Below are 19686 nucleotides of genomic sequence, written 5' to 3'. Positions count from 1 at the left end.
GACGGCATGATAGGGCCCGCCGCCAAACCCATGCCGATCGATTATTCGATCCGACTCGACGACTTGATCGGTGCCATCAAGCACGTGCATGCAGATGTGCTGGACCAACTCAGCGATGCCGTTTTGGCGGCCGAACATCTGGGCGAGGTTGCCGACCATCTGATCGGACATTTCGTCGACCAGGCGCGCCGCTCCGGAGCGTCCTGGACCGACATCGGCCAGAGTATGGGCGTCACCAAGCAGGCCGCCCAGAAGCGGTTCGTTTTCCGCGCGCAGCCCTCCGCAGTGGATCCCGAGCAAGGCTTCGAGCGGTTCACACCGCGGGCCCGCAACGCCGTCGTCGCCGCCCAAAACGCCGCGCACGCAGCGCACAACGGCGAAATCACCCCCGATCACCTGGTGCTGGGTGTGCTCGGCGACTCCGAGGCGCTGGCCCCCAAGCTGCTCGCGGCCCAGCAAATCGACGTCGAATCCGTCCGAGCCGCCGTCACACTGCCCGCGGCGGTGGAAAACCCGCCCCAACTGATTCCCTTCAGCGGCCCGGCCCGCAAAGCGCTCGAGTTGACCTTCCGTGAAGCACTTCGCTTGGGCCACAACTACATCGGCACTGAACACATATTGCTGGCACTGCTCGAGCTGGAAGATGGCGCCGGCCCGCTGCACCGCGCCGGTGTCGACAAAGTCCGGGCGGAGACTGACCTGATCGCCGTATTGGAATCGCTGGTAGCGCGAAAAAGCGACGGAGCTTGATTGCCGACCAACTCGGCGACGCAGACGCCGCGATGTGCCATCATGCGAAGGTCGCCGAGGAGGAAACAATGCACCGCTGGTTGATTGTCGTGATCACCGTCATGGTTGCGGGGTTCGTCGCCGCTCCACCTGCCTCGGCCGGCGAGGCACCGATCGGACGAGTCGGTGACACGTTGCGGGTGGACACCGGCAAGATGATCGCCGACATCACCGTCAGCAGCGTCCAGCGTGTCGATGCGCCTCCTGGATTCGGCTACCAGCGCGGCGGTAACTACGTCAAAGGTTTCCCTGGCAGCGGGGTCGACCGTGCCGACGTGGCGATCCACGCGATCAGGGTGCCTAATCCGTTCCAGATGGGCACTGATTTCAGTTTCGTCGGCGTCACGCCGTTCGCCGACGCCTACCGGCCGCGGCCATCCGATGCGCCCGACGCCCTGGAAGCCGCGTTGGGGAATGCGCCGGCCGGGTCGGTGGTCCGCGGTGGCGTGTACTGGGACGTCCAGCGTGATCCGGTCTCGAATGTGGTGCTGCTGGACAAGAAGACCGGCATCCACCTGGCGCAGTGGAATCTCTGACGATAGACGCTCTCACGGTTCGCATTGCCGGCGCCGATTCCGTCGATCTCGACGAACTGGCGGCCGTCGCCGCTGACACCTTTCCCCTGGCCTGTCCGGCGTCGGTGACACCGGCGAACATCGCGGCGTTCGTCGAAGCCAATTTGTCCGCGGCGCGCTTCGCCGAGTATCTCGCCGATCCCGAACGCGTGTTGCTGGTCGCCGAGCAAGCCGGCCGGATTGCGGGCTACGCGATGCTGGTCTGCGGCGTCACCGACGACCCCGACGTAAGGCGCGCAGTCAGCGCCCTTCCAGCCGTAGAGCTTTCGAAAATCTACGTGCTCGAACATCATCACCGGACGGCAGCGTCGACGGCATTGATGACCGACGCGTTGGCTGCTGCCGAGAAGCTTGGCACCACCTGCATGTGGCTTGGCGTCAACCGGCAAAACCAACGCGCTCAACGCTTCTACACCAAACATGGCTTTATCGTCAGCGGCACCAGGACGTTTCAGGTAGGCGAGTGTCGCGAGGACGACTACGTGATGGTCCGGCGGCTCTAGCTCGATGCCGTCAGCGCCAGCAGGCGCGACGTGGCACGCAGGTACTTCTTCCGAAAACCGCCGGCGAGCATTTCTTCACTGAAGATGTGGTCGAGTTTCTCACCCGAGGCCGCCACGGGTATTCCGGCGTCATAGAGCCGGTCGGTCAGCGCCACCAGTCGCAGCGCGACGTTTTGGTCGTCGATGCCGTGCACGCCGGTCAGATACACCGCCGTCACGCCTTCGATCAACGCCAGATAGCGCGACGGGTGCATGGTGGCCAGATGCGCGCACAGCTCGTCGAAGTCGTCGAGAGTGGCTCCGTCGACACGCGTGGCAGACGCGGCGACCTGGTCATCGGACGGCGGCTCAGGTGCGGCCGGCAGGTCGCGATGCCGATAGTCGGGCCCATCAATCCGCACGACGGTGAAAATGCTTGCCAGCGTGTTGATTTCACGGAGGAAATCCTGGGCGGCAAAGCGGCCTTCGCCGAGCTGTTCGGGCAACGTGTTCGACGTGGCGGCCAGCGACACACCGCGCTCGACGAGCTGGGCGAGCATCCGGGCGATCAGTGTGGTGTTTCCCGGATCGTCCAGCTCGAACTCGTCGATGCAGACCAGCGTGTAATCGGCAAGCAGGTCGATGCATTCGGCGAATCCGAATACCCCGGCCAGCTGAGTCAACTCCATGAACGTCGCAAACGCCTTGCGGTGCATGCCGTCCGGTATCTGGCGGTACGCGGAGGCCAGCAGATGGGTTTTACCGACGCCGAAACCACCGTCGAGGTAGAGCCCGACACCGGGCACTACCTCCCGCTTGCCGAACAGCTTGCGGCGACCGGCCCGGCGCTCGACAGCCTGTCGGCAAAATTGTCGACACGCCTCGACGGCAGCGGTCTGGCTTAGTTGGGCAGGGTCGGGGCGGTAGGTCGCAAAGCTAACCTCGGCGAACATCGGTGGGGGCGTCAACTGGCCGATCAGCCGCTCCGGGGAGACGGTCGGATGCCGATCCACCAGATGCGCGATTGCATCGGTGGCGTCCGCAGAGGTGGGGCCGTGCATGCAGGCACTGTAACGACGTGCTGCAATCAAGCTCATGGCCGAGCTTGGACCCGACCTCACCGCTGAGCTCACACTGTTGGGCTCCACCCGCCGGCTCGACGACGGCGATCTGCCCAACCTGTACGCCTATCCATCGGACGGGCTGTGGGTGCGGGCCAACTTCATCGCCAGCATCGACGGGGGCGCCACCGTCGGCGGCACCACCGGCCAATTGGGCGGGCCCGTCGACCGGGCGTTGTTCAGCCTGCTGCGCGAACTCGCCGACGTCATCCTGGTCGGTGCGGGCACGGTGCGCATCGAAAGCTATTCCGGGGCGCGCCCAGGCGTGTCGGCGCGGCAGCGGCGACAGGCCCGCGGCCAAAGCGAAGTCCCGCCGCTGGCAATCGTGACCAAGTCCGGCCGGCTGGAGCGCGATATGCCGGTGTTCACCCGCACCGAGGTGCCGCCGCTGGTGCTCACTTGCGCTGCGGCCGCCGAGGCGACCCGTCGTCGTTTGGGTGGCCTGGCCGAGGTCGTCGACTGTTCGGGCCGTGATCCGGCACTGGTCGACGAGGCCGCCCTACTGAAAGCCCTGACCAGCCGCGGCCTCAACCGGGTGCTGACCGAGGGCGGCCCGATGCTGTTCGGCTCGCTCGTTGAACGCGGCATGCTCGATGAGCTGTGCTTGACGATCGCACCGTGTGTGGTCGGCGGCCAGGCCCGCCGCATCGCGACCGGGCCGAGCCAGGTGCAAAGCCCGATGCGCTGCACCCACATCCTGTCCGACGAGGACGGCTACCTCTACACCCGCTATGTCCGCGGCGTCTAGTTACTGTGGTCGCATGAACCGGCACGCCATCTACGCCGCAACCTTGGTCGCGGTGACTGCGTTGGTAGCCGGCTGTGCGCCGGGTCTGGCCGCTAACCCGCGCTTTGCCACCAACTCCGGCGCCCACCCGCAAGGGAAGGCCGCAAAGACCCAATCGCCCGGTGGTCCGCCGCCGATCGCGGCTCCCAAGAACGACTTGTCGTGGCGAGATTGCACGTCGCGGGTGTTCGGCGACGCCGCCGTCCCCGCCGCTCCCGGAGTCAAACTGGATTGCGCCAACTACGACGCCGACCTCGACCCGGTTAACGGCTCGTCGGGAACGCTGAGCATCGGCGTGGTCCGCGCCCGCTCCGTGCAGACCCCGGAGGATGCCGGCCCACTGGTGTTCACCACCGGTTCGGATCTGCCGTCGTCGCTGCAATTGCCGGTGTGGCTGTCGCGCGCGGGCGCCGACGTGCTGCGCACCCACCCCGTCGTCGCCGTCGACCGTCGCGGCATGGGCCTGTCGAGCCCCGTCGACTGCCGCGACCAGTTCGACCGGCAGGAAATGCGCAACCAATCGCAGTTCGAGACGGGCGACGACCCGGTGGCCAACCTCGCCGACATCACCCAAAACGCCACCACCAGCTGCACCGACACCATCGCCCCCGGCGACTCCGCCTACGACAACATGCACTCGGCCGGCGACCTCGAACGGCTGCGCAGCATCTGGGACGTGCCCGCGCTGGCGGTGGTCGGGATCGGCAACGGCGCCCAGGTGGCGCTGAGCTACGCCGGATCTCGTCCCGACAAGGTGTCCAGGTTGATCCTGGACTCGCCGATCGCCTTGGGCGTGGGCGCCGAAGCCGCTGCCGAGCAGCGGGTCAAGGGCGAACAGGCGGCGCTGGACGCATTCGCCGCCCAGTGCGCGGCGGTGAACTGTGCGCTGGGACCCGATCCCAAGGGCGCCGTCGACTCGCTGCTGGCCGACGCCCGCGCCGGCCACGGGCCCGCCGGCGCGTCGGTGGCGTCGCTGGCCAACGCCATCTCCACCGCGCTGGGTTTCCCCACCGGCGACCGCATCGGCACCACCACCGACCTGGCCACCGCGCTGGCCAACGCCCGCTCCGGCGACACCAACCTGTTGACATCGCTGATCAACCGGGCCGAATCCACCCGCGGCACCGACGGCCAGTTCATCAATTCCTGCAGCGACGCGCTCAACCGGCCGACTCCCGACCGGGTGCGCCAGCTGGTGGTCGAGTGGGGCAAGCTCTACCCGCAGTTCGGCAGGGTCGGTGCGCTGGATCTCGTCAAGTGTGTGCACTGGCCGAGCGGCACGCCGCCGCAAGCACCCAAAAGCCTCAAGGTCAACGTCCTGCTGCTGGGCGTACAGAACGATCCGATCGTCGGCTCCGAGGGCGTCGCCGCAACGGCCGCCACCATCATCAACGCCACCGCGGCCAGCAAGCGGGTGATGTGGCAAGGCATCGGCCACGGCGCCAGCATCTACTCCCCGTGTGCGGTACCGCCGCTGATCGGTTACCTGGACAGCGGCCACCTACCCGACACCGACACCTACTGTCCCGCCTGATACTTGGGCCGGCCGGGCACCGGTGTACGGTGCGCTGGTGACGACGGTTGACTCCTTGTTTCGTCCCCGCACCAGCGCCCCCAGCATCGCGACGGTGCTGCGGTCGGTGCTGTGGCCGGCGGCCATTCTGGCCATCATCCACCGCAGCGTGGTGGTGACCACCAACGGCAACATCACCGACGACTTCAAACCGGTCTACCGGGCGGTGTCCAACTTCCGGCACGGATTAAACATCTACAACGAGCATTTCGACTACGTCGACCCGCACTACCTCTACCCGCCCGGCGGCACGCTGCTCATGGCGCCGTTCGGCTATCTGTCGTTCACCGAGTCGCGCTACCTGTTCATTGCGTGCAACACCATTGCGATCGTGATCGCGGCCTACCTGCTGCTGCGGATGTTCAACTTCGCCGTCACCTCGGTAGCCGCCCCAGCGCTGCTGCTGGCGATGTTCTGCACCGAATCGGTGACCAACACGCTCGTTTTCACCAACATCAACGGCTGCATCCTGCTGCTGGAGGTGCTGTTCTTCCGGTGGCTGCTCAACGGCCGTCAGTGGGCAGCCGGTGTGGTGATCGGATTGGCGCTGGTGGTCAAACCGGTCCTGGGACCGCTGTTGTTGCTGCCGCTGCTCAACCGCCAGTGGCGCGCGGTGATAGTCGCCATCGTGGTGCCGGCGGTGTTCAACCTGGCCGCGCTGCCACTACTCAGCGATCCGATGGACTTCTTCACCCGCACGCTGCCCTACATCATGGGCACCCGCGACTACTTCAACAGCTCGATCCTGGGCAATGGTGTGTACTTCGGGTTGCCCACCTGGTTGATCATGTTTCTGCGAATCCTGTTCACGCTCATCGCGATTGGTAGTTTGTGGCTGCTGTACCGCTACTACCGGACCCGCGACCCGCGGTTTTGGCTGCTCACTTCCTCTGGTGTGGTGTTGCTGTGGTCCTGGCTGGTGCTGTCGCTGGCGCAGGGCTACTACTCGATGATGCTGTTCCCGTTCTTGATGACGGTGGTGCTGCCCAACTCGGTGATCCGCAACTGGCCGGCATGGCTGGGCATCTACGGCTTTTTGACGATGGACCGCTGGCTGCTGTTCAACTGGATGTCTATCGGGCGTCCGCTGGAGTACCTGAAAATCACCTACGGCTGGTCGCTGCTGATGATTGTGGTGTTCACGGTGCTCTACTTCCGCTATCTGGACGCCAAGGCGGAAAGCCGGCTGGACGACGGGATCGATCCGGCGTGGCTGACGAGCGAGCAGCCGGCGCACAGCGCGGTGATCGCAAGCGCGGCGGAGCCGGGCGCAGCGGGTCACCGCCATTAGCGCTAGCGTGGAGGCATGACCTCTCAGCCGAAGGTGCAACTGAGCGACGACGAATGGCGACAGAAGCTCACTCCGGAGGAGTTCGCTGTGCTGCGACGCGCCGGCACCGAGCGGCCCTTCAGCGGTGAATACACCGACACCAAAACCGAGGGTGTCTACGAGTGCCGGGCCTGTGGGGCCGAGTTGTTCCGCAGCAGCGAGAAGTTCGAATCCCATTGCGGCTGGCCGTCATTCTTCGACCCGTCGGCCTCGGATGCGGTGATCCTGCGGTCCGACGACTCGTTGGGCATGCGTCGCATCGAAGTGCTGTGCGCCAACTGCCACAGCCACCTGGGCCACGTCTTCGAAGGCGAGGGCTATCAGACGCCGACCGATCAGCGCTATTGCATCAACTCGATCTGCCTGAAGCTGGTGCCCGCCTGACCTCTCGCGAAAGTGCAACCACCGACGCGTTTCGCGAAAGACGACGTCGCTAGTTGCACTCTCGCGGCAGATCAGTCCACCCGGGTGGCATGCACTTCCCAGAACGGGGCGTGTGCCCGGCCGCCCTCCAGCCACGGTTCGATGACCTGAAACCGCTCGGCTACCGGCTTGATCTGGTCAGCCAGATCGGGATTGCGCGCCAGCATCATCTCGAAGGATTGCGCGCTGAGATTGACCTGGTAGGTGGTCGGCCCCAGGTAAGTGATCTCCCACCCGCCGGCCGGAAGCACCTGTCGAAAGTCGTCCTCGGACAGTGACCGCGGCATGCGAAAGCCGTTGACGCTGTGCGAACCGAACTCGAACATGTACAGCCGCGCACCGGGTTTGGTGGCGCGGTGCAGCGCCTGGGCATAGGCCCGCTGTAGCTCGGGGTCGGTGCTGAAGGTGTGATAGAAGGCGCAGTCGACGACGGTGTCGAAGCGGTTGTCCAGCCCCTCGAGCCGGGTGGCGTCGGCCAATTCGAAGTTCACCGAAACGCCGGCTTTACGAGCGTTTTCCCGCGCGCGTTCCAGACCGCTCGGTGACGCGTCGACGCCGGTGGCCGAATAACCCTTCGACGCGTAGTAGATCGCATGGTGGCCGGGGCCGGTGCCCGGATCGAGTACCTCGCCCTTGATCGCGCCCAGCGCCACCAGCTGCTGAACCACCGGCTGCGGGCCGCCGATGTCCCATGGCGTGGCCGTCGGCAATCCATGCGAGGTCCGCTCATCGCGGTACATCTCTTCGAAACGGCTGGGATCGACTGGAGAAGTCATGGCAGCGAAGCCATCAACTGCTCGACCGGCACCCGCGGTCCCGTGAAGAAGGGGGTCTCGGCGCGGGTGTGCCGGCGTGCGTCGGTGGCCCGCAGATCGCGCATCAGATCGACGATCCGATCCAGTTCGGGCGCCTCGAACGCAAGGATCCACTCGTAGTCGCCCAGCGCGAAGGCCGGCACCGTGTTGGCTCGGACGTCCTTGTACCCGCGCGCGGCCATCCCATGCTCGGACAACATGCGGCGGCGCTCTTCGTCGGGCAGCAGATACCACTCGTAGGACCGCACGAAGGGGTAGACGCAGATGTAAGCGCCCGGATCTTCGCCGGCGATAAACGCCGGGACGTGACTCTTGTTGAACTCCGCGGGCCGATGCAGCGCCACACTGCTCCACACCGGCGTGCAGGCCCGGCCCAGCGTCGTGGCACGGCGGAAGTCGGCGTAGGTCGCTTGCAGCGCTTCGACGCGTTCGGCGTGCGTCCAGATCATGAAATCGGCGTCGGCCCGCAGGCCGGAAACGTCATAGAGCCCGCGCACCACCACGCCGCGTTCTTCCTGCTGCTTGAGGAAGGTCGCGGTCTCGTCGACGAGGGTGTCGCGCTCGTCGCCGAGTACGCCGGGCCGTACCGAGAACACCGAAAACATCAGGTAACGCAGGGTCGAGTTGAGGGTGTCGTAGTCCAAGCGAGCCATGGCTCTATCGTGCCACGCCCACCTTCAACAGCTCCGACACCGCTCGACCAGCCGCGCCGACACACGCCGGCACCCCGATCCCGTCGAGGTAGCTGCCCGCCACCGCCACTCCCGGCGGCAGTCCGGCCCGCAACTCGGCAACCACATCGGCATGACCGGGGCCGTATTGCGGCATCGCATCGGGCCAGCGCTGCGCCCAGGCGTCCAGCGGCTCGACCGCCACCCCGAACACGGTGGCCAGGTCGTCCACCGCCCACGACCGCAGTTCGTCATCGGAGGCCCGCACGGCCAGATCCTCGCCGAACCGACCGAACGACAAGCGCAGCAACTCGACCTCGCCGCCGCTCCCCCATTTGCGCGACGACAAGGTGATCGCCTTGGCGCGCAAAGCTTCGCCGGTGGCCACCAGCACCCCGGACTGGTTCGGAAAGGGAGTGTCAGGCGACACCGCCAACGCCACCACCGCCGAGGATGCGCTGCCAATCCGGTTCGCGGCCGCGGCGCTACGCGGGGCAATGCCTTCGACCAGCGGCGCGAGTCGCGGCGCGGGGACGGCCAGAATGACCCCGTCGGCCTGCCAGGGTGTCCCGGCGTCGTCGTGCAGCACCCAGCCCCGATCAGCGTGCTCGAGGCGCTGCACCGCCGTCTGCACCCAGCGCACCCGGCTGCGCCGGGCCAACGCGTCGACCAGCACGCAGTAGCCACCGTCGACCGCGCCGAAAACCGGCCCCCGGCTGGTCGTGCTCGGCACCTGGCCCACCGCCCCGGTCAGGCTGGCTGCACCGTCGTCGAGGGCCGCGGCCACCGACGGCGCCGCCGCGCGCAGCCCGATACTGGCTGCCGAACCCGCATACACACCGGCCAGTAGCGGATCCACCACCCGGCCCACCACCTGCTCGCCGAACCGGTCGGCCACCACTTCAGCGACGCTCGGGTCGCTGCCGCGGCGCCACTGCAGCGGACGGCTGGGCTCCTGGGCAATGCGCGCGACGGTCCCGTCGTCGACCAGACCCGCGACCGATTCCGCCGACGACGGGATTCCGTTGACCGTGTCGGTCGGCAGTGGATGCAGCCGGGCCTGGCTGTAGATCAGCGGGCGGGCGCCGGTGGTGTCGCGTTGCCGGTCCGCGAGATCCAACTCGGCAAGCAGCGCCGGCACTTCGGGCCGGCGCAACACGAACGCCTCGGCGCCGACGTCCATCGGCTGCCCGCCGACGCGCTCGGTGCGCAGTACCCCGCCGAGCCGATCGGCGGGATCGAACAGGGTGATCGTCGCGCCGTCACCGACGGCCAGCCGTAGCCGATAGGCGACCGTCAATCCTGAGATACCGCCCCCGACAACACAATACGAGGTCACAACGAGTGCACCAACGACACCAATTCGGTCAGCACGTCGGGATCGGTGTCGGGCAGCACCCCGTGCCCGAGGTTGAAGATGTGGCCTGCCGCACCGGCCTCCACGGCACGCCGCCCGTCGTCGGCCACTGCCCGGGCCGCCCGCTCCACCGCCGGCCAGCCTGCCAGCAGCACCGCGGGATCGAGGTTGCCCTGCAGCGCCGTGCCGGCCTCGACCCGCCAGGCGGCGTCGAGCAGCGACGTCCGCCAGTCGACTCCCACCACCGTGGCGCCGGCGCCTGACATCGCCCCCAGCAATTCGGCGGTGCCCACTCCGAAGTGCGTCATCGGGACGCCGTATTCGGCGAGCGCGGCGAAGATCCGCGCACTGTGGGACTGCACATAACGGCGGTAGTCCGACAGCGACAACGCACCGGCCCACGAGTCGAACACCTGAATGGCGTCCACGCCGGCGTCGAGTTGTACCCGCAGGAAGGCGATGGTCAAGTCGGTCAGCTTTTCCATCAGCGCATGCCAGCTGTCCGGCTCGGCCAGCATCATCGCCTTCGTGCGAGCGTGGTGACGGCTGGGTCCGCCCTCCACCAGATAGGACGCCAACGTGAACGGCGCACCGGCGAAACCGATCAGCGGGACGTCGCCGAGAGCGTCCACCAGCAGCGCGACGGCCTCTGACACCGGTTGAACATTCTGTGGCTCAAGAGGTTTCAATGCGCTGATGTCGTCGGCGCTGCGCACCGGTGCGGCGATGACCGGCCCGACGTCGGGGACGATATCGAGCTCGACGCCCGCACCGCGGAGCGGCACCACGATGTCGGAGAACAGAATCGCCGCGTCGACGTCGTGGCGGCGCACCGGCTGCATGGTGATCTCGGTGATCAGCTCGGCGTCGAAGCAGGCCGCCAGCATGCTGTGTTGTGCCCGCAGCGCCCGGTATTCGGGCAGCGAGCGGCCGGCCTGACGCATGAACCACACCGGCACCCGGGCGGGCTTGCGGCCGCTGGCGGCAGCCAGATACGGCGAGTCGGGAAGGTCACGACGAGTAGTCATCGCGCTCAATGCTGCCACGACACCCAACGGAGATGGCCCGAAGTGTGCGCATGGTCGTTTTGGGGAATGCCGTCGGTCGGCGGCGGCGCGCGCATTTTCGTGTGCCCACCTCAGCCGCCCCGACGGTGTGAAAGGAGACGGTTGATGTTCCTGATGGACAAGCCGGCCAAGGACACAAACCTGGTCGGCGAGGCCGAATACCTGATTGACCGGGTGTTGCGCAATATCGCACATGGCCGTTTCGAGCGGACCTTGTCAGGGCTGACCGCGTTCGCGGCGGTCGTGACGACCGCCGAGGTGTACTTCGAGCACTACCGGGCCAGCTTCGGCAACAAATGGATGTGGAGCCCGATCGTCGTGACGCCGCCGGTGGTGGTGGCCGGGGTGGCCGGGGTGTTCTCGAAGCACTGGGCCAAGCGGTGGCTGCCCGTCACGGCGGGGATCTACGCGGCGAACGGGCTGATGGGCCAGTATTTCCACGCCCGCGGCGTCGCGCGCCGGCCCGGGGGCTGGCGGCTCTACAACTACAACGTGCCGATGGGCCCGCCGATCGCCGCACCGGGATTGATGAGCATCGTCGGCGCGATGGGCCTACTGGCGGCGATCATGCGGCGCGAGAAGTGAGCATGCGTGACATCGCCAGCGGTAAGCACCTGCCCAACCTGCGGCCCGACGGCAAGCCGCTGCACCCGTCGTGGCTGCCGCGCCAGCGCCGCGGTGTCACACCGCAGATGATCGGCCGCTACCCCGACTACGACGTGCTGTCCACCGCGGACACCTGGGACGAAGCCACCCGCAAAGTGGTGCTGGCCCGGCTGGATGAACCTGGACCGCTGCGGTTCTTCGAGCCTGCCGAGGAACCGACGCTGCGGATGTTCTGCGACACCGTGCTGGCCCAAGACGGTGAGCCGCGGGTACCGGTGGCCGAGTTCGTCGACGCCAAGCTCGCCGAAGGGCAACTGGACGGCTACCAATACGACGACATGCCCGACGACCGGGACACCTGGCGGCTGGTGCTGGCCGGCTTGGACGAGGCGGCCCGTGACGCCGGTGCGGACTCGTTTGCCGCCGCCGAAGCTACGACTCGCGAATCTGTCGTCCAGCGTTTCGCCGACGCCCAGTTGTACGGCGGCAGTTGGGAGAAGTTGAACGTCTCCCGCGCGTGGTCGGTGGTGATGCGGATGGCGCTCTCGGCTTTCTACAGTCATCCGTGGGCGTGGAACGAGATCGGGTTCGGCGGGCCGGCCTATCCCCGCGGGTTCATGCGGCTCGGCGGGGTTGGCAGCCGGGAGCCGTACGAGAAGCCCGGCGCCACCGATGAGGACCCGGTCACGACTGTCGACGAGGACGACATCGATGGGTGACTTTTGGCGCGGATTGCTCAAGGGCGCACTGGGACCCACCGACAACGACTCCCGATTCCTGCTCGACGTGCACTCGCGTGACCTGCCCGGCAAGGCGACCATGCGCCGCTACCACGACGACGAAGAGGTCGACCTGGTGGTCGTGGGGGCCGGCGCCGGGGGCTCGGTGCTCGCCCAGCGGTTGGCGCGCGCCGGCTGGCGAATCGTGATTCTGGAGGCCGGCCCGTTCTGGCATCCCGACGAGGACTGGGTATCCGACGAGGCCGGGTCGCATCAGCTGTATTGGACGCAGAAGCGGATCATCGGCGGCTCGGATCCGATCGAGCTGGGCAAGAACAACTCCGGCCGCGGTGTGGGCGGCTCGATGGTGCACTACGCCGGCTACACACCGCGGTTCCATCCCAGCGACTTCGAAACGTTCACCCGGGACCGGGTCGGTGCCGACTGGCCGATCAGCTACGCCGATCTGCGACCACACTATGAGCGCCTGGAGCAGGAGTTGCCGGTCGCCGGCCAGGACTGGCCGTGGGGCGATCCGCACCGCTATCCCTTTGCCCCGCATCCAGTTTCGGGGGCGGCGATGAAACTGTGGGAAGGAGCGCTCAACCTTGGCATCGAGATGCGGGTCGGCCCGGTCGGCATCGTCAACGGCACGTTCGGCAACCGGCCGCACTGCATCTACCGTGGCTACTGCCTGCAGGGCTGCAAAGTCAACGCCAAGGCCAGCCCGTACGTCACACATCTGCCCGACGCGCTGGCCCACGGTGTCGAGGTCCGGGCCAACTGCATGGCCTCGCGCGTCGAGCTCGACGAGGCTGGAAATGCCACCGGCGTGACATATTTCGGCGAAGACGGCAGCAGGGAGCGGTTTCAGCGGGCCAAAGTGGTTGCGGTGGCCTGCTACTCGATCGAAACTCCACGGCTACTGCTCAACTCGACCAGTCAGAAGTTCCCGAACGGATTGTGCAACAACAGCGACCAAGTCGGCCGCTACGTGATGGTGCAGGGCGCCTCGCAGACCGCGGGCCGCTGGCCTGACGAGCTGCGGATGTACAAGGCGCCGCCGCCGGAGGTGTCGTCCGAGCAGTTCTACGAGACCGATCCAGATCGCGGCTTCGCGCGTGGATTTTCCATCCAAACGGTGTCGCCGCTGCCGATCGGGTGGGCCGAACACGTGCTGGCCGACGGGCATTGGGGTGCTGCGCTGCGCGAATACATGCGCGACTACAACCACTGGGCCACCATCGGCGTGCTCAACGAATTGCTTCCACACTCCGACAACCGGGTCACGCTCGCCGAGGAGACCGACCAGTACGGCATTCCGGTCGCCCGGTTCGACTACTCGCTGTCGGACAACGACAAGGACAACATGGAGTACTCCACCAACGTCATCACCAACATCCTGCACGCGGCCCGGGCCCAGGACGTGCTGACCATCCAGCGCTTCGCCCATCTGATCGGCGGCGCACGGATGGGCAGCGACCCCGACACCAGCGTCGTCAACTCCGATCAGCGAAGTTGGGCGGTGCCCAACCTGTTCTTGGCCGACGGTTCGGTGTGCCCCACTCAGGGCAGCGCCAACCCCGCGCTAACCATCATGGCGCTGGCCTCGCGGCTGGCCGAACGGATCGTCCGGGGCGACATCAAGGCCGACGTGGGGACCCGCGCCGTGCGTGCGTAACCTCGTCGGTATGCCAGTACAGCAACCCGGCGGAAACTCCGCCGATTATTCGGAATTCCCAAGTCTGCGAATCGAACCCGGCGATGACGGCGTGCTGCAGGTGATTCTCGACGCTCCCGGACTGAACTCGGTGGGTCCGCAGATGCATCGCGATCTCGCCGAGATTTGGCCGGCAATCAATCGCGACCCCGACGTGCGGGTGGTCCTGGTCCGCGGCGAAGGTAAAGCGTTCTCCTCCGGCGGCAGCTTCGACCTGATCGCCGAGACCATGGGCGAGTTTCCCGACCGGATGCGCATCATGCGCGAAGCCCGCGACCTGGTACTCAATATGGTCAACCTCGACAAGCCGGTGGTCTCGGCGATTCACGGTGCGGCAGTCGGCGCCGGACTGGTGGTGGCACTGCTCGCCGACGTGTCGGTGGCGGGCCGCAACGCCAAGATCATCGACGGCCATACCAAGCTGGGCGTGGCCGCCGGTGATCACGCCGCGATCTGCTGGCCGTTGTTGGTCGGCATGGCCAAGGCCAAGTACTACCTGCTCACCTGCGAGCCGCTGACCGGCGAGGAAGCCGAGCGGATCGGACTGGTCTCGACCTGCGTTGACGATGACCAGGTGCTGGCCACCGCGACCCGCATCGCCGGCGACCTGGCGCAGGGCGCGCAATCGGCGATCCGGTTTACCAAACACAGCCTCAACCACTGGTACCGGATGTTCGCGCCGGCCTTCGAAACCGCGCTTGGCCTGGAGTTTCTCGGCTTCAGCGGGCCGGACGTGGCCGAAGGTCTGGCCGCGCACCGCGAAAAGCGGCCGGCTCGCTTCCCCAGCGAGTCTTAGCCGCCCGAGCAGACTGCGGCGCGCCTGTTTCCACGCATCTGCGGATAGGTCTAGCGTCAGAGGTTGTGACTGCAGCCGAACCGGTCCCATTCCGCGAGGCGGTGACGGCGATGAACGCCGCAACCGTGCGGCCGGAGATCGAGCTCGGCCCCATCCGGCCGCCGCAGCGTCTCGCGCCGTACAGCTACGCGCTGGGCGCCGAGGTCAAGCACCCCGACGTCGCGATCGTCCCGGAGCGCTCCGAGGGTGACGCCTTCGGCCGGCTGATTCTGCTGTATGACCCTGACGGCGCCGACGCCTGGGACGGCACGATGCGGCTCGTCGCCTACATCCAGGCCGACCTGGACTCCAGCGAGGCCATCGACCCGTTGCTACCCGAAGTGGCGTGGAGTTGGCTGGTCGACGCCTTGGAGGCACGCGCCGAGGACGTGACGGCTCTCGGCGGCACCGTCACCGCCACCACGTCGGTGCGTTACGGCGACATCTCCGGACCGCCCCGCGCCCACCAACTCGAACTGCGGGCCTCCTGGACCGCGATCACCCCCGACATCGGCACCCACGTCGAGGCGTTTTGCGAAGTGCTCGAGCACGCTGCAGGACTTCCGCCGGTGGGGGTGACCGACCTCGGGTCGCGGTCCCGCGCCTGAGATGTCCGACGCTCCCGTTCAACCCGATAGCACGGAAGTCGAAGCCGACGTCACGCCGTTGCTGCATCCCGCCGAGGGGGTGCCGGACCTCTCGGCGACCGCGGACCAAATTACGGCCGCCGCGGAGCTGCTGGCCGGCGGGCACGGACCGTTCGCGGTAGACGCCGAGCGGGCGTCGGGATTTCGCTACTCCAATCGGGCCTACCTGATCCAGATCAGGCGCGCCGGCGCCGGCACCGTGCTCATCGACCCGGTAAGCCACGGCGGTGACCCGCTGACGGTGCTGCGACCGGTCGCCGAGGTGCTCGCCGACGATGAGTGGATCCTGCACGCCGCTGACCAGGATCTGCCCTGCCTGGCCGAGGTTGGCATGCGGCCGCCGAGCCTGTATGACACCGAGTTGGCCGGCCGCCTGGCCGGCTTCGACCGGGTCAATCTGGCGGCGGAGGTGCAGCGGCTGTTGGGCCTGGGCTTGGTCAAAGGCCACGGCGCTGCCGACTGGTCCAAACGTCCACTACCGGCGGCCTGGCTAAATTATGCGGCCCTCGACGTCGAGTTGCTCATCGAGCTGCGCCAGGCGATCGCCGGAGTGCTGGCAGAACAAGATAAAAGTTCTTGGGCGGCAGAGGAATTCGAATACTTGCGGACGTCCGCTGGCGAGCCGCAGCCCACCCGGCGCGACCGTTGGCGACGCACGTCGGGGATCCACAAAGTGCGCAACCAACGCGGGCTGGCCGCTGTGCGGGAATTGTGGACAGCGCGCGACCGCATCGCCCAACGCCGCGACATCGCGCCGGGCCGGATCCTGCCCGATTCGGCGATCGTCGCGGCCGCCATGGCCGACCCGAAAACCGTCGACGACCTCGTCGATCTGCCCATATTCGGCGGGCGCAAGCAGCGCCGCAGCGCGGCAATGTGGTTTGCGGCGCTGGAGGCCGCCCGGCAGAACCACGAGCCGGTCGAGGAAACCGAACCACCGAACGGCCCGCCGGCGCCGGCGCGCTGGTCTAGGCGCAGACCCGAAGCCGCCGCGCGGCTGGATGCGGCCCGCGCCGCGCTGACGAAAGTCGCGGAGCGGGTGGCGGTGCCGACGGAGAACTTGATCTCCCCCGACCTGGTACGACGGCTGTGCTGGGTCTGGGACGGCGCCGCCGACGCGGCGACGGCCATCGACGATTTTCTCCGTGCCGGCGGCGCCCGCAATTGGCAGCGTCAGCTAGTGGTGCCGGAGTTGGCCGCGGCATTGCAGCCGACGCCCGACTAGCTGGCGCGCTGGCAGAACCTCAACTGATTGCCGAACGGATCGATGACGGTCATTGTCGGCCCGCCGGGGGCACCGTTCTCGATTCCCGGCCTGGAGTAACCGTGGCGCCGGACGATCAGCTCGGCGTGCAGCGCGTCGATATCACCGACCGGAATCCACAGCACGGTGTTAGGGCTGCCGTCGCCGTAATGCTCGGTGAGGTGCAGCACCACATCCGACCTGCTCACCTGGATATAAGCGGGCAGGTCTGCCTCGAAGCGATGCTCCCAGTCGCGGCGAAAACCGAGGTAATCACAGTAGAACTCCAGCGCGCCGGCGACGTCGAAGATCCGCAGCAGCGGCACCGGTGGTCCGAGATCGAGCCGCGAGCCGCCCATTTCGCTGCGGCCCTCAGTCCAGATGCTCGCGGATCTCAGCTTCGGTGACCGAGCTGCCCAACGCCGCAACCCAGCCGGTGATTTGGCGCGCCACGTCCTGATCGGTCAGGCCTGCCTCGGCGAGTACCTCACCACGGGAGGCGTGGTCGAAGAATTGCTGCGGCAGCCCGACGTCGCGGCACGGCACGTCGATCTCGGCGCGCCGCAACGCCGCCGAGATCGCCGAACCGACCCCGCCGGCCACGCCGTTGTCCTCCAGCGTGACGACGAGCTTGTGCGTCACCGCCAAGTCGCGCACGACATCAGAGACCGGCAGCACCCACCGCGGGTCGATCACGGTCACGCCGATGCCCTGGTTATGCAGCCGCTCGGCCACCGCCAACGACATCGACGCAAACGCGCCGACCGCGACCAGCAGCACGTCATGGTTCAGCCCTTCGGCCGGCAGCGCGAGCACATCAACGCCGGAGTGCCGCTCGACGGCCGGAATGTTCTCGCCCACATCCCCTTTGGGGAACCTGATCGCGGTGGGACCGTCGTCGACGTCGAGGGCTTCGCCGAGCTCTTCGCGCAGCCGGGCACCGTCTCTGGGCGCTGCCACCCGCATCCCCGGCACGATGCCCAGTATCGACAGATCCCACATGCCGTTGTGGCTGGCGCCGTCGGGCCCGGTGATCCCGGCCCGATCGAGCACCATGGTGACCGGCAGCTTGTGCAGCGCCACGTCCATCATCATCTGGTCGAATGCCCGGTTGAGGAACGTCGAATAGATCGCCACCACCGGGTGCAACCCGCCCATGGCCAGGCCGGCCGCCGACGTCATCGCGTGTTGCTCGGCGATGCCGACGTCGAACAGCCGGTCGGGGAAGCGCTGCCCGAAGGCCGTCAGCCCGGTGGGGCCGGGCATCGCCGCGGTGATCGCGACCACGTCACGGCGTTTGGCACCCAGTTCGATCAGCGCCTCGGAGAACGCTGCCGTCCAGCCCGGCCCCGGCACCTTCGTGGCCAACCCGGTCGCCGGGTCGATCACCCCGCAGGAATGCATCTGTTCGGCCTCGTCGGCCTCAGCCGGGCCGTAGCCGTGTCCCTTGCCGGTGGCGACGTGCACGAGCACTGGGCCGCCGAACCCGCGGGCACTGCGCAGCGCCGTCTCCACGGCGTGTTCGTCGTGGCCGTCGACCGGCCCGACATACTTCAGCCCGAGGTCGGTGAACAGCAGCTGCGGCGACAGCGCGTCCTTCACGCCGGCTTTGACGCTGTGCATGAAGTGGTAGACCAACTCACCGATGACAGGCATCCCGCGCACCGTGGCGCGCCCCCGGACCAGCAATTGCTCATACTTCGGCTGCAGCCGCAGCGCGGCCAGGTGATTGGCGAGGCCGCCGAACGTCGGAGCGTAGCTGCGGCCGTTGTCATTGACGACCACGATCACCGGCCGGCGCGCGGCGGCGATATTGTTCAACGCCTCCCAGCACATCCCGCCGGTGAGCGCGCCGTCGCCCACCACGGCGACGACATGCCGGTTGCGGTGCCCCGCCAACTCGAAAGCCTTGGCCAGCCCGTCGGCGTACGACAAGGCAGCACTGGCATGGCTGGACTCCACCCAGTCGTGCTCGCTTTCGGCGCGGGACGGATAACCCGACAGCCCGCCCTTTTTGCGCAGCGTTTCGAAGTCGGCGGCGCGGCCGGTCAGCATCTTGTGCACGTAAGCCTGGTGACCGGTGTCGAACACGATCGGATCGTGCGGCGAGTCGAACACCCGGTGCAGCGCCAGCGTCAACTCGACGACGCCCAGGTTAGGCCCCAGATGCCCCCCGGTGGCCGCGACCTTGTGGATCAAAAACTCACGAATCTCGTGAGCCAGATCGCGCAATTCCAACTGGGAAAGGTGCTGCAGATCGGCGGGCCCGCGGATCTGTTCAAGCATCCCGCCATCCTACGCAGGCACGGGCCACGCGTCGCGTTGATGACATGGGGTGCCGCCGACGCTGATAGGGTCGGTTTTCGGTGAGCCGGGAAGCCTGGTCGGCGTTCGTGTCCTGCAACGTCTAGCGACCCGGGAGCGCGCCATCGCCATCATGGTCGGAGACCAAACAAGCCCGCCCGCAGCGGACGTATTGTCACCGTATGCACGCAGAGGACATCGCCGAGGACTTTCCGGTTGTGAGCATCGATGCCGACGCACTCGATGCCGCCCGCATGCTCGCCGAACACCGCTTGCCCGGGATTGTGGTCACGTCTGGAAAGTCGTACGCCGTCCTACCGGCATCCCAGGTCGTCCGCTTCATCGTTCCCCGCTACGTGCAAGACGATCCGTCGCTTGCCGGTGTACTCGACGAATCCATGGCCGACCGTGCCGCGGAAAAGTTGGGTGGCAAGACGGTGCGCGATGTGCTGCCGGATCACCTACGCAACGTACCGTCGGCCGACGCCGACGACACCATCATCGAGGTGGCCGCGGTGATGGCGCGGCTGAGAAGCCCGCTGATCGCGGTGGTCAAGGACGGCACCTTACACGGAGTGATCACCGCATCGCGCTTGCTGGCAGCGGCGCTGAAAACTTGATC

Annotated in this window: 21 protein-coding genes; 14 read left to right on the top strand and 7 right to left on the bottom strand. The window is 67.1% G+C overall.

Annotation, left to right across the window (positions count from 1 at the left end; all coding sequences use genetic code 11):
- The first annotated feature begins 6 nt into the window (after positions 1 to 6).
- The 3 genes from AC5Y5W_RS18450 to AC5Y5W_RS18440 all read left to right on the top strand — a co-directional run bounded on the left by AC5Y5W_RS18450 (position 7) and on the right by AC5Y5W_RS18440 (position 1867).
- The gene (locus AC5Y5W_RS18450) at positions 7 to 750 is read left to right on the top strand and encodes a Clp protease N-terminal domain-containing protein (protein WP_500009340.1); all 744 of its coding nucleotides are present in this window, start codon (positions 7 to 9) and stop codon (positions 748 to 750) included.
- A 68-nt stretch (positions 751 to 818) separates the two neighbouring features.
- A complete protein-coding gene (locus AC5Y5W_RS18445) occupies positions 819 to 1325 on the top strand; it encodes a hypothetical protein (protein ID WP_500009339.1) in 507 nt (168 codons plus the stop codon).
- Positions 1313 to 1867 (top strand): GNAT family N-acetyltransferase, encoded by a 555-nt coding sequence (locus AC5Y5W_RS18440; RefSeq protein ID WP_500009338.1) that lies wholly within the window; start codon positions 1313 to 1315, stop codon positions 1865 to 1867. Before AC5Y5W_RS18445 ends, AC5Y5W_RS18440 begins: the two co-directional genes overlap by 13 nt.
- On the opposite strand, the gene zapE is transcribed toward AC5Y5W_RS18440, so the two are convergent.
- A complete protein-coding gene (gene zapE / locus AC5Y5W_RS18435) occupies positions 1864 to 2943 on the bottom strand; it encodes a cell division protein ZapE (RefSeq protein WP_500009337.1) in 1080 nt (359 codons plus the stop codon). The genes AC5Y5W_RS18440 and zapE overlap by 4 nt on opposite strands.
- Between zapE and AC5Y5W_RS18430 the strand changes: the two genes are divergently transcribed.
- The 4 genes from AC5Y5W_RS18430 to msrB are packed head-to-tail and all read left to right on the top strand — an operon-like array spanning position 2942 to position 7041.
- Complete coding sequence (locus AC5Y5W_RS18430) at positions 2942 to 3715, top strand: pyrimidine reductase family protein (protein WP_500009336.1); 774 nt, start codon at positions 2942 to 2944, stop codon at positions 3713 to 3715. The genes zapE and AC5Y5W_RS18430 overlap by 2 nt on opposite strands.
- Before the next feature lie 13 nt (positions 3716 to 3728).
- A complete protein-coding gene (locus tag AC5Y5W_RS18425; RefSeq protein WP_500009334.1) occupies positions 3729 to 5288 on the top strand; it encodes an alpha/beta fold hydrolase in 1560 nt (519 codons plus the stop codon).
- Positions 5289 to 5310: 22 nt separating this feature from the next.
- Positions 5311 to 6618 carry an arabinofuranan 3-O-arabinosyltransferase gene (gene aftC / locus AC5Y5W_RS18420; RefSeq protein WP_500009333.1) on the top strand — a complete coding sequence of 436 codons (1308 nt, stop codon included), beginning with the start codon at positions 5311 to 5313 and terminating at the stop codon, positions 6616 to 6618.
- Positions 6619 to 6633: 15 nt separating this feature from the next.
- Positions 6634 to 7041, top strand: coding sequence for a peptide-methionine (R)-S-oxide reductase MsrB (msrB, locus tag AC5Y5W_RS18415; protein WP_500009332.1), 408 nt, complete (start codon positions 6634 to 6636; stop codon positions 7039 to 7041).
- Positions 7042 to 7112: 71 nt separating this feature from the next.
- Here msrB and AC5Y5W_RS18410 read toward each other — a convergent pair whose 3' ends face one another.
- The 4 genes from AC5Y5W_RS18410 to hemE are packed head-to-tail and all read right to left on the bottom strand — an operon-like array spanning position 7113 to position 10951.
- Complete coding sequence (locus AC5Y5W_RS18410) at positions 7113 to 7856, bottom strand: class I SAM-dependent methyltransferase (protein ID WP_500009331.1); 744 nt, start codon at positions 7854 to 7856, stop codon at positions 7113 to 7115.
- On the bottom strand, positions 7853 to 8548 hold the full coding sequence (hemQ, locus tag AC5Y5W_RS18405) for a hydrogen peroxide-dependent heme synthase (protein ID WP_500009330.1): 696 nt from the start codon (positions 8546 to 8548) through the stop codon (positions 7853 to 7855). The genes AC5Y5W_RS18410 and hemQ overlap by 4 nt, the downstream gene beginning before the upstream one ends.
- Positions 8549 to 8552: 4 nt before the next feature.
- Complete coding sequence (locus AC5Y5W_RS18400) at positions 8553 to 9905, bottom strand: protoporphyrinogen oxidase (RefSeq protein ID WP_500009329.1); 1353 nt, start codon at positions 9903 to 9905, stop codon at positions 8553 to 8555.
- Positions 9902 to 10951 carry a uroporphyrinogen decarboxylase gene (gene hemE, locus AC5Y5W_RS18395; protein WP_500009328.1) on the bottom strand — a complete coding sequence of 350 codons (1050 nt, stop codon included), beginning with the start codon at positions 10949 to 10951 and terminating at the stop codon, positions 9902 to 9904. Before hemE ends, AC5Y5W_RS18400 begins: the two co-directional genes overlap by 4 nt.
- Positions 10952 to 11104: 153 nt before the next feature.
- Between hemE and AC5Y5W_RS18390 the strand changes: the two genes are divergently transcribed.
- From AC5Y5W_RS18390 to AC5Y5W_RS18365, 6 genes are all read left to right on the top strand, one after another.
- Positions 11105 to 11575 (top strand): hypothetical protein, encoded by a 471-nt coding sequence (locus tag AC5Y5W_RS18390; RefSeq protein ID WP_500009364.1) that lies wholly within the window; start codon positions 11105 to 11107, stop codon positions 11573 to 11575.
- Between the two features lie 2 nt (positions 11576 to 11577).
- On the top strand, positions 11578 to 12315 hold the full coding sequence (locus tag AC5Y5W_RS18385) for a gluconate 2-dehydrogenase subunit 3 family protein (RefSeq protein WP_500009326.1): 738 nt from the start codon (positions 11578 to 11580) through the stop codon (positions 12313 to 12315).
- On the top strand, positions 12308 to 13996 hold the full coding sequence (locus AC5Y5W_RS18380) for a GMC family oxidoreductase (protein ID WP_500009325.1): 1689 nt from the start codon (positions 12308 to 12310) through the stop codon (positions 13994 to 13996). The genes AC5Y5W_RS18385 and AC5Y5W_RS18380 overlap by 8 nt, the downstream gene beginning before the upstream one ends.
- Positions 13997 to 14006: 10 nt before the next feature.
- A complete protein-coding gene (locus AC5Y5W_RS18375; protein WP_500009324.1) occupies positions 14007 to 14831 on the top strand; it encodes an enoyl-CoA hydratase/isomerase family protein in 825 nt (274 codons plus the stop codon).
- A gap of 110 nt (positions 14832 to 14941) precedes the next feature.
- Positions 14942 to 15478, top strand: a complete 537-nt coding sequence (locus AC5Y5W_RS18370) for a DUF3000 domain-containing protein (protein WP_499886349.1) — start codon at positions 14942 to 14944, stop codon at positions 15476 to 15478.
- Position 15479: 1 nt separating this feature from the next.
- Positions 15480 to 16742: an HRDC domain-containing protein gene (locus AC5Y5W_RS18365; RefSeq protein ID WP_500009323.1), complete on the top strand. Its 1263-nt coding sequence runs from the start codon at positions 15480 to 15482 to the stop codon at positions 16740 to 16742.
- Here the strand turns inward: AC5Y5W_RS18365 and AC5Y5W_RS18360 are convergent.
- Entirely contained in the window at positions 16739 to 17119 is a 381-nt protein-coding gene (locus AC5Y5W_RS18360; RefSeq protein WP_500009322.1) for a glyoxalase superfamily protein, read from the bottom strand. The genes AC5Y5W_RS18365 and AC5Y5W_RS18360 overlap by 4 nt on opposite strands.
- A gap of 13 nt (positions 17120 to 17132) precedes the next feature.
- Positions 17133 to 19046, bottom strand: coding sequence for a 1-deoxy-D-xylulose-5-phosphate synthase (dxs, locus tag AC5Y5W_RS18355; protein ID WP_500009321.1), 1914 nt, complete (start codon positions 19044 to 19046; stop codon positions 17133 to 17135).
- A gap of 200 nt (positions 19047 to 19246) precedes the next feature.
- Between dxs and AC5Y5W_RS18350 the strand changes: the two genes are divergently transcribed.
- Positions 19247 to 19684, top strand: a complete 438-nt coding sequence (locus AC5Y5W_RS18350; protein ID WP_499885900.1) for a CBS domain-containing protein — start codon at positions 19247 to 19249, stop codon at positions 19682 to 19684.
- Positions 19685 to 19686 lie beyond the last annotated feature (2 nt).

This window comes from Mycobacterium sp. NGS51 (assembly GCF_059812525.1).
This window is presented reverse-complemented; position numbering and strand designations above follow the sequence as displayed.